This window comes from Photorhabdus cinerea (genome assembly GCF_011189575.1).
In the GTDB taxonomy this organism is placed as follows: domain Bacteria; phylum Pseudomonadota; class Gammaproteobacteria; order Enterobacterales; family Enterobacteriaceae; genus Photorhabdus; species Photorhabdus cinerea.
This window is the reverse complement of record NZ_PUJW01000004.1, coordinates 130,386-143,902: the sequence shown is the minus strand read 5'-3', so window position 1 is coordinate 143,902 and position 13,517 is coordinate 130,386. Positions and strand designations below refer to the sequence as shown.

At 45.5% G+C, this 13,517-nt stretch carries 14 protein-coding genes and 1 pseudogene; 4 read left to right on the top strand and 11 right to left on the bottom strand.

The genetic code is table 11. From position 1 onward, the window contains the following. Positions 1-11: 11 nt before the first annotated feature. Entirely contained in the window at positions 12-266 is a 255-nt protein-coding gene (locus tag C5469_RS05345; RefSeq protein ID WP_166303334.1) for a Txe/YoeB family addiction module toxin, read from the bottom strand. Beyond that, complete coding sequence (locus C5469_RS05340) at positions 259-510, bottom strand: type II toxin-antitoxin system Phd/YefM family antitoxin (protein ID WP_166303332.1); 252 nt, start codon at positions 508-510, stop codon at positions 259-261. Before C5469_RS05340 ends, C5469_RS05345 begins: the two co-directional genes overlap by 8 nt. 241 nt (positions 511-751) lie before the next feature. Here C5469_RS05340 and C5469_RS05335 point away from each other — a divergent pair, with 241 nt between their 5' ends. After that, complete coding sequence (locus C5469_RS05335; RefSeq protein WP_166303329.1) at positions 752-1,372, top strand: DNA-binding protein; 621 nt, start codon at positions 752-754, stop codon at positions 1,370-1,372. Between the two features lie 38 nt (positions 1,373-1,410). Here C5469_RS05335 and C5469_RS05330 read toward each other — a convergent pair whose 3' ends face one another. Both C5469_RS05330 and C5469_RS05325 read right to left on the bottom strand, forming a co-directional pair. Beyond that, entirely contained in the window at positions 1,411-2,094 is a 684-nt protein-coding gene (locus C5469_RS05330) for an RES family NAD+ phosphorylase (RefSeq protein WP_166303327.1), read from the bottom strand. 295 nt (positions 2,095-2,389) lie between these two features. Beyond that, positions 2,390-2,546: pseudogene (locus tag C5469_RS05325) on the bottom strand (transposase); the annotation flags it as partial. A gap of 162 nt (positions 2,547-2,708) precedes the next feature. Between C5469_RS05325 and C5469_RS05320 the strand changes: the two are divergent. Both C5469_RS05320 and C5469_RS05315 read left to right on the top strand, forming a co-directional pair. After that, complete coding sequence (locus C5469_RS05320; RefSeq protein ID WP_023044862.1) at positions 2,709-2,987, top strand: type II toxin-antitoxin system RelE/ParE family toxin; 279 nt, start codon at positions 2,709-2,711, stop codon at positions 2,985-2,987. Next, positions 2,987-3,277: a HigA family addiction module antitoxin gene (locus tag C5469_RS05315; RefSeq protein ID WP_065822914.1), complete on the top strand. Its 291-nt coding sequence runs from the start codon at positions 2,987-2,989 to the stop codon at positions 3,275-3,277. The genes C5469_RS05320 and C5469_RS05315 overlap by 1 nt, the downstream gene beginning before the upstream one ends. Positions 3,278-3,414: 137 nt before the next feature. On the opposite strand, the gene mukB is transcribed toward C5469_RS05315, so the two are convergent. The 4 genes from mukB to cmoM are packed head-to-tail and all read right to left on the bottom strand — an operon-like array spanning position 3,415 to position 10,667. Beyond that, positions 3,415-7,863 (bottom strand): chromosome partition protein MukB, encoded by a 4,449-nt coding sequence (gene mukB / locus C5469_RS05310; protein WP_166303324.1) that lies wholly within the window; start codon positions 7,861-7,863, stop codon positions 3,415-3,417. Next, on the bottom strand, positions 7,860-8,582 hold the full coding sequence (gene mukE / locus C5469_RS05305) for a chromosome partition protein MukE (protein WP_166303321.1): 723 nt from the start codon (positions 8,580-8,582) through the stop codon (positions 7,860-7,862). Before mukE ends, mukB begins: the two co-directional genes overlap by 4 nt. Further along, positions 8,563-9,885, bottom strand: coding sequence for a chromosome partition protein MukF (gene mukF / locus C5469_RS05300; RefSeq protein ID WP_166303319.1), 1,323 nt, complete (start codon positions 9,883-9,885; stop codon positions 8,563-8,565). The genes mukE and mukF overlap by 20 nt, the downstream gene beginning before the upstream one ends. Further along, on the bottom strand, positions 9,882-10,667 hold the full coding sequence (gene cmoM, locus C5469_RS05295) for a tRNA uridine 5-oxyacetic acid(34) methyltransferase CmoM (RefSeq protein ID WP_166303316.1): 786 nt from the start codon (positions 10,665-10,667) through the stop codon (positions 9,882-9,884). The genes mukF and cmoM overlap by 4 nt, the downstream gene beginning before the upstream one ends. A gap of 153 nt (positions 10,668-10,820) precedes the next feature. Here cmoM and elyC point away from each other — a divergent pair, with 153 nt between their 5' ends. Then, positions 10,821-11,657, top strand: a complete 837-nt coding sequence (gene elyC / locus C5469_RS05290; protein WP_166303315.1) for an envelope biogenesis factor ElyC — start codon at positions 10,821-10,823, stop codon at positions 11,655-11,657. A gap of 166 nt (positions 11,658-11,823) precedes the next feature. On the opposite strand, the gene kdsB is transcribed toward elyC, so the two are convergent. From kdsB to C5469_RS05275, 3 genes are all read right to left on the bottom strand, one after another. Further along, positions 11,824-12,573, bottom strand: coding sequence for a 3-deoxy-manno-octulosonate cytidylyltransferase (kdsB, locus tag C5469_RS05285; protein ID WP_166303312.1), 750 nt, complete (start codon positions 12,571-12,573; stop codon positions 11,824-11,826). A gap of 3 nt (positions 12,574-12,576) precedes the next feature. Further along, the gene (locus C5469_RS05280; protein WP_054479903.1) at positions 12,577-12,756 is read right to left on the bottom strand and encodes a Trm112 family protein; all 180 of its coding nucleotides are present in this window, start codon (positions 12,754-12,756) and stop codon (positions 12,577-12,579) included. 381 nt (positions 12,757-13,137) lie between these two features. Then, complete coding sequence (locus C5469_RS05275; RefSeq protein WP_054479902.1) at positions 13,138-13,353, bottom strand: cold-shock protein; 216 nt, start codon at positions 13,351-13,353, stop codon at positions 13,138-13,140. Positions 13,354-13,517: the final 164 nt, after the last annotated feature.

The following is a 13,517-nucleotide window of genomic DNA, read 5'->3' as shown; positions in this document are numbered from 1 at the left end:
CACTATCCACACTAATAATGATATCGACAAGAAAGAATAATCAATCGATCACCTTCCACTTTATAGATCAACCTATGCTCATCGGTAATACGACGTGACCAATAACCTGTAAGATTATGTTTCAATGGCTCAGGTTTACCAATACCACAGAATGGTGTTCTTTCTATATCTTTAAGAAGCTCATTAATCCGCTTAACGAGCTTCTTATCATTCTGTTGCCAGTAAAGATAACCCTGCCAAGACTCGTCAGTAAAGAGCTTATTCATCTAGCAGCCTTTCCTGCAAATTTCCACTATTTACCTGCTCTAATGATTTAAGTAAATGTTTAGCATTAGCCGGTGAACGTAGCAAATAGGCTGTTTCTTCAAGGCTTGCATATTCCACACTCGAAATAATGACGCAATCACCGCCATTTTGTCTGGTGATCAATGTCGGTGTACAGTCCTGAACAACTTGATCCATGATAGAAGCAAGATTAGCTCTTGCCGCACTATATGTTGTATTACGCATAATATGCCCTTTTCACTGTAGTATAAATATAATACAAACATTGTACAGAAAAGTAGTACAACATCAAGCTAAACATCTATTGCGCTATCCGTGGCGCAATCTCTTTATTCGCACGATCCCTATCCGCCATATGTAAAAGTTGATGGCTTTATCTGATTGCAAATCACCTTTGATTTGCACTATGTTACTTGACCGCTTCTTATTGAGAGAATAAAATAATAGTCAAGAGATAGGAGGTTTTATGAACACCACAACCAAGCAACGTAATTTGAATGAGCTACAGGTGTTATTGCAAAAACGCTTTGACATAATACTCGGCTCGTTGATGCCTGAGTTTGCTGAAAAGGCGAAGGCCAGCGATGCTCTCGTTCTTCCGGACAGCGAACTTTTTGGGCTGCTGTACTCAACCGTGCTTGAAAAGAGTGCCAGGACTCCCGATCGCGAACTCCGCAAACTAAAGCGTCGCGCAGAGAACCTGTCCAATTTTTATAAGAAAATTGAGCACATGGGTGGCGTGATTAAAACAGTGGATGTTGCTGATATTCTCGGTATCACGCGTCAGGCCGTTAATTTGCGAGTGAAGGGAAATAAGCTGCTCGCTTTCAAGAAGAACGGCGATCATGTCTTCCCGCTCTTTCAGTTCAAAGAGGGAGGGCTGTTACCTCACTTTGAAGACGTCATGAAAGCAATGAGCAATGATATCGGGCCTGTTTCCAGAATATCGTTTTTGACTACGCCCTTAAGCAACAATAACGGTAAAGGGAAAACCCCTATCGAGATCATGAAAGAAGATAGCAGCATTGATGATGTTTCAAAAATGCTTCGTGCAGCGAAACAGATGGGCGAACAGATCGCCAGTTAAAAGCGTGTCCTTTCGAAAAGGACACGCCTGGCACAAACTTAAAGCGGGACAACCTTGAATCGAAGCACGTCTTCGAGCAGTTCTTCAGCAGTGATGCTGGAGTATTTCCAGTTCGATGACATGTATTCTGAATCGTAGTATTCCGCAAGATTCTTCATTCCTACATCTTCAAACCTTTCTTCATCCGATTCCCAGACTGCATAGCAAAAATCAGTGGAAGGAAAATGCCTCGATAAGTAACAAACACCGTCAAACTTATCTCTGGCGAGCTTGTAGAGGCACGCAATTACTCTCTGTGTCACGGTGTAGTCATCTCCGACTGAGACGTCTAACGTAATGTGCAGCATTCCCAGAAGTTTCCCCACATCGACAAAAACGAGTGGCCGGAGTGGGCGAATCAGACACATTCGTGAGTTTTCAATAACAGACTCCTCAACGAATTTCCGCCCATCTTTATGTATCAGGCGCCCAAAACTTTCAGCAAGCGCTGAAACGGCCTTGTCTGCCATGTAGCAAACACCAAAAGTATCATCTGGAGCATTATATCGACCGTCACCAGTGGAGAAATTTATAGCCGATGGCCATTCTTTCCTCTGCCAGCGTTTTAAGTCCCCATTACCAGGTGAATGCGTCGGTAATGAATCATCTTCAAAGATTGCCGTAATTTCTTGATCTAAATTTGGATAGTCAAACTTTGAAAGAGAAGTCTCCTTTGTTTGCATTGTGAGGTACCCCCAGAAATAAGTTTCGCCATAGGCTCCTCCTTAATGTTTTTTTGAAATGGTGCCGTGTGCTTGCCCACTGACACCGCTATGCCGTGATTGGCACCACAATTATACGACGATTAAAGTGGTTTTAAATTGATTGATTTTTTGGGGTTTATTAGACCACTACATTTCTCGTATTAATAATACCGAATCTAATAAGCAAAAAATAACGGTACAATTTTTCAAGCTAAATATCTATTCCGCCATCCATTTTCCTCATTAACCCGGTTTAATCCCCCACCAAGGCGTTATTATTGTGGCAATACAATGGGGAGACTAATTCGCGGATAAATAAATTCGAAATCAATGGCGGCATCGACTTGACGGACCAAATGATTTTTAGGAACCAGCTCGTCAAGCGAGTGCGTTTCTGGCGGGAAAGTCTGGAGAGGGGGTGTTCTTAACATAGTGGCAAGCCCCGTTTAATGAACGGAACTGAACTAAAACAAAGTACCGGATAAAAAAACAGCACTTTGTCAATAATCTGATATTATTTTATCAAAAAAATGTTGTCGCGCAATGCTCGACACGTGTTATGCTGTCTCTCGTAACGCAACAGGACGCAAACAATGATTAAAAGTTGGAAGCATAAAGGGTTACGAAAGTATTACGAGAAGGGAACCACGGCGGGAATTGTTGCCCACCATGCTAACAGGCTAGACCTGCTGTTAAACGCATTAGATTTAGCAAGCTGCCTGAATGATTTGAGTTTACCGAGTTTTCAACTCCACCCACTTACAGGAGATCGAAAAGGTATTTGGGCGGTAAGCGTATCGGGTAACTGGAGGTTAACTTTCGAATTTAACGATGGTGATGTTTATATACTGAACTACGAGGACTATCATTAATGACTAAACGTATGCCACCCCATCCGGGGCGCTATATCTCTGACGAGATGGAGCACTTAAATATTAGTCTTAGAGCGCTTGCGCGTGCGCTGGATGTCTCACCGTCAACTATTGGGCGTGTTGTTGAAGGTAGCGCGGCAGTAACGCCAGGAATGGCGGTTCGTTTAGCCAGCGTGATCGGCAGTACGCCGGAAATGTGGCTGAGACTCCAGGAAGCGTATAGCTTGGCACAAGTTAAACAGGAAATAGATTTAACTCGTCTAACTCCCCTGTTTACGCCAGCACCTTAACATAGCAGCAAGCTCCGTCTGGTGAACGGAGCTGAATTAAAACAGGGTGCTGGATGAAAATCAATAATCTGTTGCGCCATCCGTGGCGCAATCTCTTTATTTTCCCTACTTACAATTACCGTAAACCATCTGTCTGATTAAGCAGTAGCATCTGAAATCAATTGAGTCGCCGGAGTATCCTGACCAAATCCTCGCAGTCCTACCACATGCACATGTTCGTGGTTTTTAAATACTTTACGAACCAGTTTATAAGTGGTCCCTTTTTCAGGGCTGATATTTTCCGGGGCGGCAATAATCAACTGCATTTGCAGGCGTTCACATAATTCAAACAAAGTAGCGATAGATTTAGCATCCAAACGCGCCGCTTCATCAAGGAATAGCAATCGGCAAGGGGAAATATCTTTACCACGCAAACGGCGGGATTCTTCTTCCCAACTCTGTACTACCATCACCAAAATCGACATGCCGGTACCAATCGCTTCACCAGTAGACAGCGCCCCACTCTCCGCTTTCAGCCAACCGTCAGATCCACGGTTAACTTCAACGTCCAGTTCCAGATAGTTGCGATAATCCAGTAGTTCTTCACCCACGGTTTGCGGCAAACGTTGACCGATATCCACTTGTGGATTCAGGCGCTGATAAAGTTTTGCCATTGCTTCCGAGAAGGTTAATCGCTGGCTGTTAAATAGATCCTGATGTTGCTCCTGCTGTTCAGAAAGCACATCCAGCAATAACGCGTGGCTTTCACGCACATTGACATTTAACCGCACACCGCGAACCTGACCGAAGGAGACGGCTTGTAATCCTTGGTTAAGCATGCGGATTCGGTTCTGCTCACGCTGAATAGTTTTGCGAATAATATTCGCCACACTCTTCGAGCTAATCGCTAATTTCTGCTCGCGGGCAGTCAGTTCTTCCGTCAAACGAGCCAGCTCGATTTCCATCTGTTCAATGGCATCAACCGGATCGTCAGTGCGGATAATATCCTGACGAATACGTTCACGCAGATGTTGATAAACCGCAATAAAAAACTGAATCTTGCGTTCAGGCCGTTTGGGATCTTCTGATAAACGTAGCGCATCACGTAGATGTTCGTTATCGGATACCGCCAGACGCAACGCACCCAATGCCTTATCTGACATTGAACGTAACGCGCCACCCTCCATATACGCCAGTTCACGACGATGCAGGCGACGCTCAACACCATTGTCTTTCACCATGCGCATTACCGCACACCAACCCGCCTTGGCAGAAACTACATGCTCGCGAATTTGATGGTAATCGCGTTCCAGTTTACGCAGTTTTTTCTGCAAGCTTTCCATCTCAGCTTCACAAAAAGCGATCTGCTTCTCAAGCTGGTTGACTCTGGAACGGTTAGTGCTGAGCGCTTCATGGAGTCGATCACGGCGCTCGCGGGCGCGCATTTCAGCATTCGTATCCGCTTGAACACCAATATCTTTCATCTCCTGCTCCAGCTCTTTCAACATGTCCTGTTTGGTTTCATAAGAGCTTTTCAGGGATGCCAGCACCTGGTTAAATTGAGAATACTGCGCTTGCTGTTGACGTAGCTGTTCACGGGCGCGGCTGCGGTCCGATTCTGCATGTCCCAGACGCTGACGCAGTTTGTCATTCAGATCCGCATTTTCGTTGAGCATACCGGCAGAATCACTGTAGCTAAAATGCGCACGACGCTGCACCACTTCCACCAGCAAAAATGCCTGTTGTTTAGCCTGATGCTGGCTCTGTTTAGCGGTTTCAGAGTCCCGTTGCAATTGCTCATGCTGCTGTGGATCACTTTGCAAAACCGCAACCATCGGTTCCAACTTCATTAACGCCGAACCATGTTGTTGCAGGAAACGAGCCGCTTCCTGCGCTTCGTCCAGCTCTTCGCGTATTTCTTCTACGCGATCGATCAAGGTTTCATCCAACAATAATGTGACTTGGGGGATCAGGCGATTTAATGTCGTCAGGCTTTCTTTAGCCTGAGTATATTGCTGGCGCTGCTGTTGAGTCTGCTCTTCAAACCGGGATAGTTCACGTTCCAGTTCTGTGTGGCGCTGCCTTAATTCACGGATTTTGGCTTCCGGATCGGTATCAAATGCGACAGACAGATGTTTACCCACAAACTGGCTAAACGTCTGGTGAGCACGCTGAATTTTCTGTACATCAAACGAGAGCGTGGCATAACGCTCCGCCAAGGTATCGCGCTCCAGATTCAAAGCTTCTAAACGGTTTTCTCTGGCAGCGCGGCCAAACAATGGCAATTCAGGATGACGAGAGTAACGCCATTGACGATCAGAGGATTTGACCAATACCGCATTGGTCAGCTCTTCGGCATTAAATACGCTGTCATCAAAGGATTGTGGATCACCTTCAATTAAGTAGAGATCTTCCGGGCAATCTTCCAGCGTTTCAAGCTGTGGCCGAACCAGAGAAAGATCGGGCACCACAATGCCGTGGCGCGCCGGCCCATACAGGGCTGAGAAATACGGCGCATCATCAATGGTGATATCGTCATAAATTTCTGACAGCAAAACCCCGCCGAAACGTTCTGCCAACGCAATCATCCGGCTGTCTTCCGCACCACTTGGCTGACTGAGGCGCTCGATTTGCTTTTCCAACTCACGTTTCTGGGCAGCAACTTCATCACGCTCTACCGTTGCTTCACGCTCACGTTCAAGCAACTGCTGCATATATTCCGTTAGGTCATTACTACTCGCCAGCGTTTCACCACTCTGTTCACACAGTTGGTTCAGGGTATCTTGCGCAGCCAGCCAGACCGGGGCACGAGCAGTCAATGACTGAATTTTCTGTTTCAGTTGTTCAAGCGACTGTCGCATCTCCATGCGGCGTTCACCGCTTTCATTAACGCTTAGACTTAACGCTTCCTGCCGGGCTTCAAGTTCATTTTGTAATCCTTCCAGATCTTCAGCCTGATATTGCTGTCCCTGACGTTTACAAAATTCGCTTAGTAAACGTTCCGCATTTTGTTGGTTGTTCAGGCGTTGCTCCAGTTCAGCCAACTGCATGCGTAACGGCTGAACGCGATCTGCCAGATGTCGCTGTGATGGCCAATCACGCAGCAATTCCCGGGCGCTCAGCCATGCTTCACTGCGACCGATTTCACCAACCATGCTTTTAACCAGTTGATACGCCTGTTCGAACTGGTTATGAGCCGCATCTGCCACACTTAATTTCTGTTCCAGCACCAACAGGGCTTCTGTCGCCTGCTGCTCTTTAGCCTGAAAAGTTTCCAGCCATTTTTCTGCATTATCGGCGGCAAGATCCGGTAGCTGGCAAAGTTCACGAGCACGTTCCAGCGCTTGTAACGCCTGTTGATACTGAATAGCGCGGGTTTGTTGAACATCCAGAGCCTGCTGATAATCCGCCAACTGGCTTTTCAGCTCATCCACTTCCTGTTCCGCCGCTTCCGCTCTGGCTTCATATTCAGCCTGAAGCTCCCCTGCTTCTTCAACAACTTCTGTCTGCTCTTCCAGACGATAGGAAAGTTCTTCCAGATCTACCTGATAACGATCAATCTTTTCCTGTTGGCGCATGGCGGTTTGCACCAGATTCAGATGATCACTGGCAGCCTGATAATCCGTTTCTAAATCGGAGGAGGCACCATTCTGTTCAGCCAGTTCCCGTGCCATTTCGATATGGCGATATTGCTCAGTTGCCAATTGTCTATGGCTGCCAAACAGTTCACCACGTAATGCCAGCGCTTGATCCAGATGGGTGCGGCGCTCATTGGCATGGCGCATATAGTCAGCTGACACGTAAGCCGTTGCTTCTGTGATCAAGTGCTTAAACAGATCGCGATCAGATTGCGTAACCCGGATAGCTTCCAGCGTTATACGATTTTCACGTAATGCCGCTTCCATATCCTGAAATGCCTTCCGAACACCGCTGTTTTCCGGCAACAGGTAATCACGCAGGGAACGGGTAATGGCACTGGAAATCCCCCCGTACAGAGAAGCTTCGATCAGGCGATAGAATTTACTGCGATCACCCGCTGAACGCAGGCGTTTGGGAATCACGCCCAAATCAAACATCAGCGCATGATAATCAGTGATGGAGTTAAATTGCTTGAACTGCACGCCTTCCATCTCATCAAGGCGATCTTTTAGTTCATTAAGCGGCAATACACGCGCCTGTCTTTCACCCACATTTTCTGTCAGCAACTGCGTAGGCTGGATAGCGGTTGGCAACCCCTGGATCATAAACGGTTTGATATCAACTTTGCGATCACGACCCGCCACCTGTTGCAGCCTCACGCCAACCACCACCCTCTGATGACGGGAATTAATCACATCCAGCGTTGAATAACAGACCCCGGCACGCAACTTGCCATGTAATCCCTTATCGCGGGAACCGGAAGTGGCACCGGCTTCGGTGGTGTTACGGAAATGCAACAAGGTTAAATCAGGGATCAGAGCAGTGACAAAAGCCGCCATCGTGGTGGATTTACCCGCACCATTACCGCCTGATAAGGTTGTCACTAATTCATCAAGATCAAAAGTTCTGGCAAAAAAACCATTCCAGTTAACCAGCGTCAGTGAACGAAATTTACCGCGTTCAATCATGGTTGTTCATCTCCCGCACCCTCTGCTGAGCTATTCGGTGTTTCATCATTTTCACTGTCATCAAGCGACAAGCCGCCTTCAACCGGCATTGCTTCACCATCACGGATCATCCTCAGCTGTACTTCACGAGGATCGTCGCCACTGCGTACATCAGCACCGAAACGGAATACCGCCTCAGTGATGGTAAATTTGCTATTGTCATTTGGCAGGAAATAGACCATTCCCAAACGACGCAGGCGATTAAGCGCAGTACGCACTTTTTCCTGCAATTTCTGTTTATCCAAGTCGGAACCGGAGGATCGCTGGTTGACAAACTTCATCAGTTTGCCCTCATCCGCCAGCGAGATCAGCTCTTCATACAGCTCCTGAGAAGTAAAAATCCCCTGATTAGCCAGACGTTCCGGGCTGAGATAGAGATAACAGAGGATTTTTCCCACCATCATATCCAGCTCTGATAATACCGAGCGGGGGATCAGTGTCGTTGAACGGGGCCGCAGATAGAAGAAACCTTCTGGTGCACGGATCAACTCCACATTATAGCGGGCGTAAAACTCTTCCAATTGCTCCTGAAAATCCATCAGAAAAGCGTGATTATCAAGATCATCCATCCCAATATGACGACCCGCGCGAAGCTGGCTGTCCAGTTCCGGGAAAAGTGAATTGGCTAACGCCTGTGCCAGTTTAACCGGCATAAATTGTTCAATATGTGTCGATGACATGTGCCTGCACCTTGGCTCCGTAATCATTAATCGCTAACCATTCCGCTGGCAACCCAGAGAAATCCGCTTCTGCCACACCTAACCGTACAGCTTGATCCACCAAAATACGCGCCACATCAAAGTGACGAGGAAGCGGATGCTGAGCAAGGTAATCCCTTAATACCGCGCCTAAATCCAGTGGGCGTTGCTCCTGCTGATATATCAACAGGGCTTTTTCAATCATTTCTGCCAGTTGTTCGTTTATTTCACTGAATTCTTCATATTCCAGTTCTAACGGCAGTTCACCGGTAACTTCTTCATTAGATAACGTTAATTCTTCATCCCGCATATCCAGCAAACGCTCCGCGTTAGCCACAGTGAGGGTCCACGGGTTATCAAAATAGTGTTGAACTGATTGACGTAAGCGCTGAGAGAAAATACGGTTTTTATCCATATCAATCGCAGTACGGATAAATTTATGAACGTGGCGATCATAACCGATCCATAAATCGATCGCCTGCTGACCCCAATTGATAATACGATCCAGTTTGCTTTGCAGATCAAATACCAGTTTATCAACCAGTTCTGATCCACCACTGCCCATATTCGCATCCTGAATACGCAGTAAATTGGCCTGAAGTTTATCTCCAGCTGCTTCCAGTGTGTCCTGAAGCTCCCGCAACGTACCTGATGTTTCCGATAATAGTTGTTCACAATTGGCAATCGCCGCCTGCCAATCTTGGTTCAATAACGCCGCAATATCTTCTTTAACCGAGTTTTGTTGCTCATCCATCACACGCTGAGACATGTCAATACTATCGAAGATTTCTGCAACCGAATATTTCAACGGCGCAAAAACATTTCGGTGCCAGTGGAATTCATCTCCCCCTTCTTCTGCCGCCTCTGCCGCCCGATGCAACTCACTTGCTACAATCGAAAGTTGCATCGAAAGACGTAAGGTAGAAAATTCCCGCTGACGGATGTAGTAATCACTGATACCGATACCAAGCGGTGTTAAGCGATAGATTGCATTACCATCGGCCAATTCACTGGTAAAACGGTTGAGAAGTTTCTGCCGCACCATATCATTGATAGCATTGTTAGCCCGCACCGCGACCGATTCTGTGGTCTGTTCAAATCCTTTGCAAACTTCACGAAAGGCATCAACCAGTTCCCCTTCGCTCATCTCTCCGTCAAGGCGTTCGCTATTCAGCACCGAAATTGCCATCAGAAAAGCTAATCTTTCCGCCGGCAATGAAATGGAAAAATCATTTTTCCTGGCCCAGGACACCAACTCCGGGACAGTCTGGGAATATTCACTCATAATTCTTCCTTTAAAGCTGGCTTGCGGGCCATGACATGAATGTAGCGCCCCAGACTGATATAAGGTTCCTGTCGGCAATAACGCTGTTCTAATTCCAACAATGCCGGAAAGTTCTCATTCTGTAATTGACGACTCTGTAAATAATCGTGAAAAACCCGTACACCCGTTTTACCGATAATCGCCAAATTTAATTCAACAAGCCATTGATATACCTGCTCAGGTGCCAATGGGTTTTGCGGAGACAATGAACGTTTTCTGCGACGTTGCATATTGGGCGTCGCTAAATGAAAATTACCTAAAATAGCATTACGCATTACCAAGCCATTAGCATTGTAAAACATTAAAGACAAAGCACCGCCAGGATTAATGATATTCGTTAACACTTCTATTACATATTTCTGTTCGGTAATCCATTCCAATACCGCATGGAATAATATCAAATCTACCGGCTGCGCTATATATTGGCTAATTTCCTGTACCGGGCTTTGTATAAATCGCATATTTTGGCTGACCCCTTTTTCTTCTGCGGCCAACCTTGCTCGTTGGATCATCTCTTCTGATAAATCACAAAGTATCACTTGATGACCTAATTCAGCTAATTGGCATGCCATATTACCCTCACCGCCACCTGCATCTAAAATACGCAATGGACGTTGAGGTAATTGAGCCAGTAATTCGCTGATATCCTGCCAGACAACGGCTTGCCTGATTTTACCTTTGGTTGTGCCGTAAATATTACGAGAGAATTTGTCTGCAATATCATCGAAATTGCGATCCCGCATGAAAAACTGCCTCACTAATGGAATAAATCTGATTTATCTGTTGAGATTTCATTATGCTAGCTGCTATTTTGGCACAGCATTCATTGACATAACCACTTTTGACTACAAACCGTGGGCCATATGGTTACAATTCAACCAAATTAAGGCAAATAAATGCTATTTTTATTCAAAAAGTACTTGGGGGCAATGTTAATGCCTCTGCCGTTAATATTACTGATTTCACTTGTTGCCTTATTACTGTTGTGGTTTACCCGTTGGCAAAAAACAGGAAAAACCGTTCTCACATTTAGTTGGCTCGCGCTGCTTCTGCTAAGCCTGCAACCCATTGCCGATAAGCTGCTGTTACCACTAGAATCAATTTATGCAAAAGGTTATCAATCTGAACCCAGTGACATCAATCCACCGGTTGATTATATCGTGGTTCTTGGTGGTGGCTTCACTTATAACCCAAATTGGGCACCCAGTTCAAACTTACTCAGCAACAGTTTGCCACGGGTAACAGAAGGTATCCGTTTATATCACCTCAATCCCGGTTCTAAAATGGTTTTTACCGGAGGTAAAGGAACGAATTCTAAAAGCAGCGCGGAAGTCGCCGCTATGGTAGCACAATCACTCGGCGTACCCGCCGAGGATACGATTGCACTAACAGAACCCATGGATACTGAACAGGAAGCCAATGAAGTTGAAAAATTAATTGGTCAGCACTCTTTTATTCTAGTTACCTCCGCCAATCATATGCAGCGGGCAATCACTTTCTTTCAACAACAAGGGCTAAATCCCATTCCCGGCCCAGCAAATCAGTTAGCGATCACTTCACCGTTACATCCCTGGGAAAAATACCTACCATCTGCTTATTATCTGTCTCATTCAGAACGGGCATGGTATGAAACGTTAGGCACTATCTGGCAACGTATTAAACCATCGAGAGATTCAGAGCCTCCCAAAAAATCAGATAATTCTCAGTCGGTAAATTCACCACCTGATCCGTAAACCATTTCCTGAAAAACGGGGAGAAACGAAAGCGCAATTAATTAATGCCGCGCTTTCGTTAATCAAAGAATATACCCGTTATCTTTCAAATTGCCTCTTTGTTGACTGCATTCACTTGCCGCCGCACTGCAAATTGAAATCTATTGGGATAGGTTCAAACCAGTAATCAGATTTCAGTCAATGCCTTTCTGACTGCGGCTAAATCTTCTGGAGTATCAACCCCCGCTCCCGGTGCTTTCAGTGCTGTTCCCACATGAATTTTTTCGCCGTACCAAAGTACCCGCAGTTGTTCCAGCATTTCAATCTGTTCTAACGGACTTGGCTCCCATTGTACATAATGACGGATAAAACCCGCACGATAGGCATAAATACCTATATGACGCAGGAAATTCTCGCCAATCGTTTCTCGCGATTGAATAAAACGATCACGCTCCCACGGGATCGTCGCCCTGGAGAAATAGAGTGCATAACCCTGTTTATCCATCACCACTTTCACGGCATTAGGGTTAAAAGCTTCTTCTGCATTATCAATCTGGACGGCCAGAGTTGCCATTCCCGCTTTGCAACCTGCCAAATTCTCTGCGACCTGCTTAATAATCTCTTCAGGAATTAACGGCTCGTCACCCTGAACGTTAACGATAATTTCATCATCTGCGAACTGATATTTGTCGATAACCTCCGCTAACCGTTCAGTACCAGAATGATGATTCGCGCTGGTCAGGCAAGCCTCTCCCCCCGCTGCAACAACCGCTGAAACAACGTCGTGGTTATCCGTTGCCACAATAACGCGTTTAGCACCGGAGCGTATAGCCCGCTCCATAACACGAACAATCATTGGCTTGCCGTGAATATCGGCTAATGGCTTTCCAGGTAAGCGGGTCGAAGCAAAGCGGGCAGGAATAATAACTGTGAACATACTTTATCTTTCCTCATCCAGAGGTAATTCACGAGCTTCGTGATCTAACAGGACAGGAATGCCATCTCGCACAGGAAACGCAAGTCGATCTAACTTACAGATAAGTTCGAAATTCTCTTTATCGTAGCTGAGTTTTCCGTTACATACAGGGCAGGCAATAATTTCGAGTAAACGGTGATCCATACATCCTCCAATTATGGAGCCTTGATTCAATACGGCTCAGAATAACATAAGCCCGGTATCATCGTTAACTCTTGTTATTTGATCTTTCGATCCTTTTCCCAATATTATCCACAAGAATTCAAATAGGGTAAGTTGTTGAAGATTTAGAACTATCTCAGGAGAGGCATTGGGTGCAAACCGCTAGTTAACAAATCGTGAACACAAACCACATGCAGCGAGAAACCGGAGCGCAAACGTGATATGTGAATAATGACACACTTCGTTCTCTCTCCGGACTCACCGAAAGTACCTTCAAAAAGAGCTATTGCCTTTATCCGAAACATGGCTCAAGCTCCTTCTTTATTAAAGAATAACAATAAAATAACGCCATAGGATAGAGAACTAGAATGCAATCACATCTGCTGCGGTTAAACTATAACCATTGCGAATAATTGAAAACTCTACATTCTGCCCTTCTGTAAGTGATTTATTTTTTGTATTGGCAATCGCTTTTCTACTGACAAATATGTCTTGCCCACCATCCTGTGGAGAAATAACACCATATCCTTTATTCTCATCAAACCATTTCACTCTGCCCATTTGTAATTGTAATGTCATGATAACTTTCCCTTCTGTTCATCTCACAATAATTCAATCTATTGTTTTTGATGTTTACTACCCTTTATTAAGTTTTCGAATAAAGCTCCATCTCCACTTCAATACTTAAAATACCCTTAACTTGAGTAGTGCATTTGCTTGAGTAATTGGATACAAACAAGTAT

Bases quoted from the DNA above. Each gene is read 5' to 3' on its own strand.
- C5469_RS05345 (WP_166303334.1), bottom strand. From the start codon at position 266: ATGAATAAGCTCTTTACTGACGAGTCTTGGCAGGGTTATCTTTACTGG.
- C5469_RS05340 (WP_166303332.1), bottom strand. From the start codon at position 510: ATGCGTAATACAACATATAGTGCGGCAAGAGCTAATCTTGCTTCTATC.
- C5469_RS05335 (WP_166303329.1), top strand. From the start codon at position 752: ATGAACACCACAACCAAGCAACGTAATTTGAATGAGCTACAGGTGTTA.
- C5469_RS05330 (WP_166303327.1), bottom strand. From the start codon at position 2,094: ATGCAAACAAAGGAGACTTCTCTTTCAAAGTTTGACTATCCAAATTTA.
- C5469_RS05320 (WP_023044862.1), top strand. From the start codon at position 2,709: ATGATTAAAAGTTGGAAGCATAAAGGGTTACGAAAGTATTACGAGAAG.
- C5469_RS05315 (WP_065822914.1), top strand. From the start codon at position 2,987: ATGACTAAACGTATGCCACCCCATCCGGGGCGCTATATCTCTGACGAG.
- mukB (WP_166303324.1), bottom strand. From the start codon at position 7,863: ATGATTGAACGCGGTAAATTTCGTTCACTGACGCTGGTTAACTGGAAT.
- mukE (WP_166303321.1), bottom strand. From the start codon at position 8,582: ATGTCATCGACACATATTGAACAATTTATGCCGGTTAAACTGGCACAG.
- mukF (WP_166303319.1), bottom strand. From the start codon at position 9,885: ATGAGTGAATATTCCCAGACTGTCCCGGAGTTGGTGTCCTGGGCCAGG.
- cmoM (WP_166303316.1), bottom strand. From the start codon at position 10,667: ATGCGGGATCGCAATTTCGATGATATTGCAGACAAATTCTCTCGTAAT.
- elyC (WP_166303315.1), top strand. From the start codon at position 10,821: ATGCTATTTTTATTCAAAAAGTACTTGGGGGCAATGTTAATGCCTCTG.
- kdsB (WP_166303312.1), bottom strand. From the start codon at position 12,573: ATGTTCACAGTTATTATTCCTGCCCGCTTTGCTTCGACCCGCTTACCT.
- C5469_RS05280 (WP_054479903.1), bottom strand. From the start codon at position 12,756: ATGGATCACCGTTTACTCGAAATTATTGCCTGCCCTGTATGTAACGGA.
- C5469_RS05275 (WP_054479902.1), bottom strand. From the start codon at position 13,353: ATGACATTACAATTACAAATGGGCAGAGTGAAATGGTTTGATGAGAAT.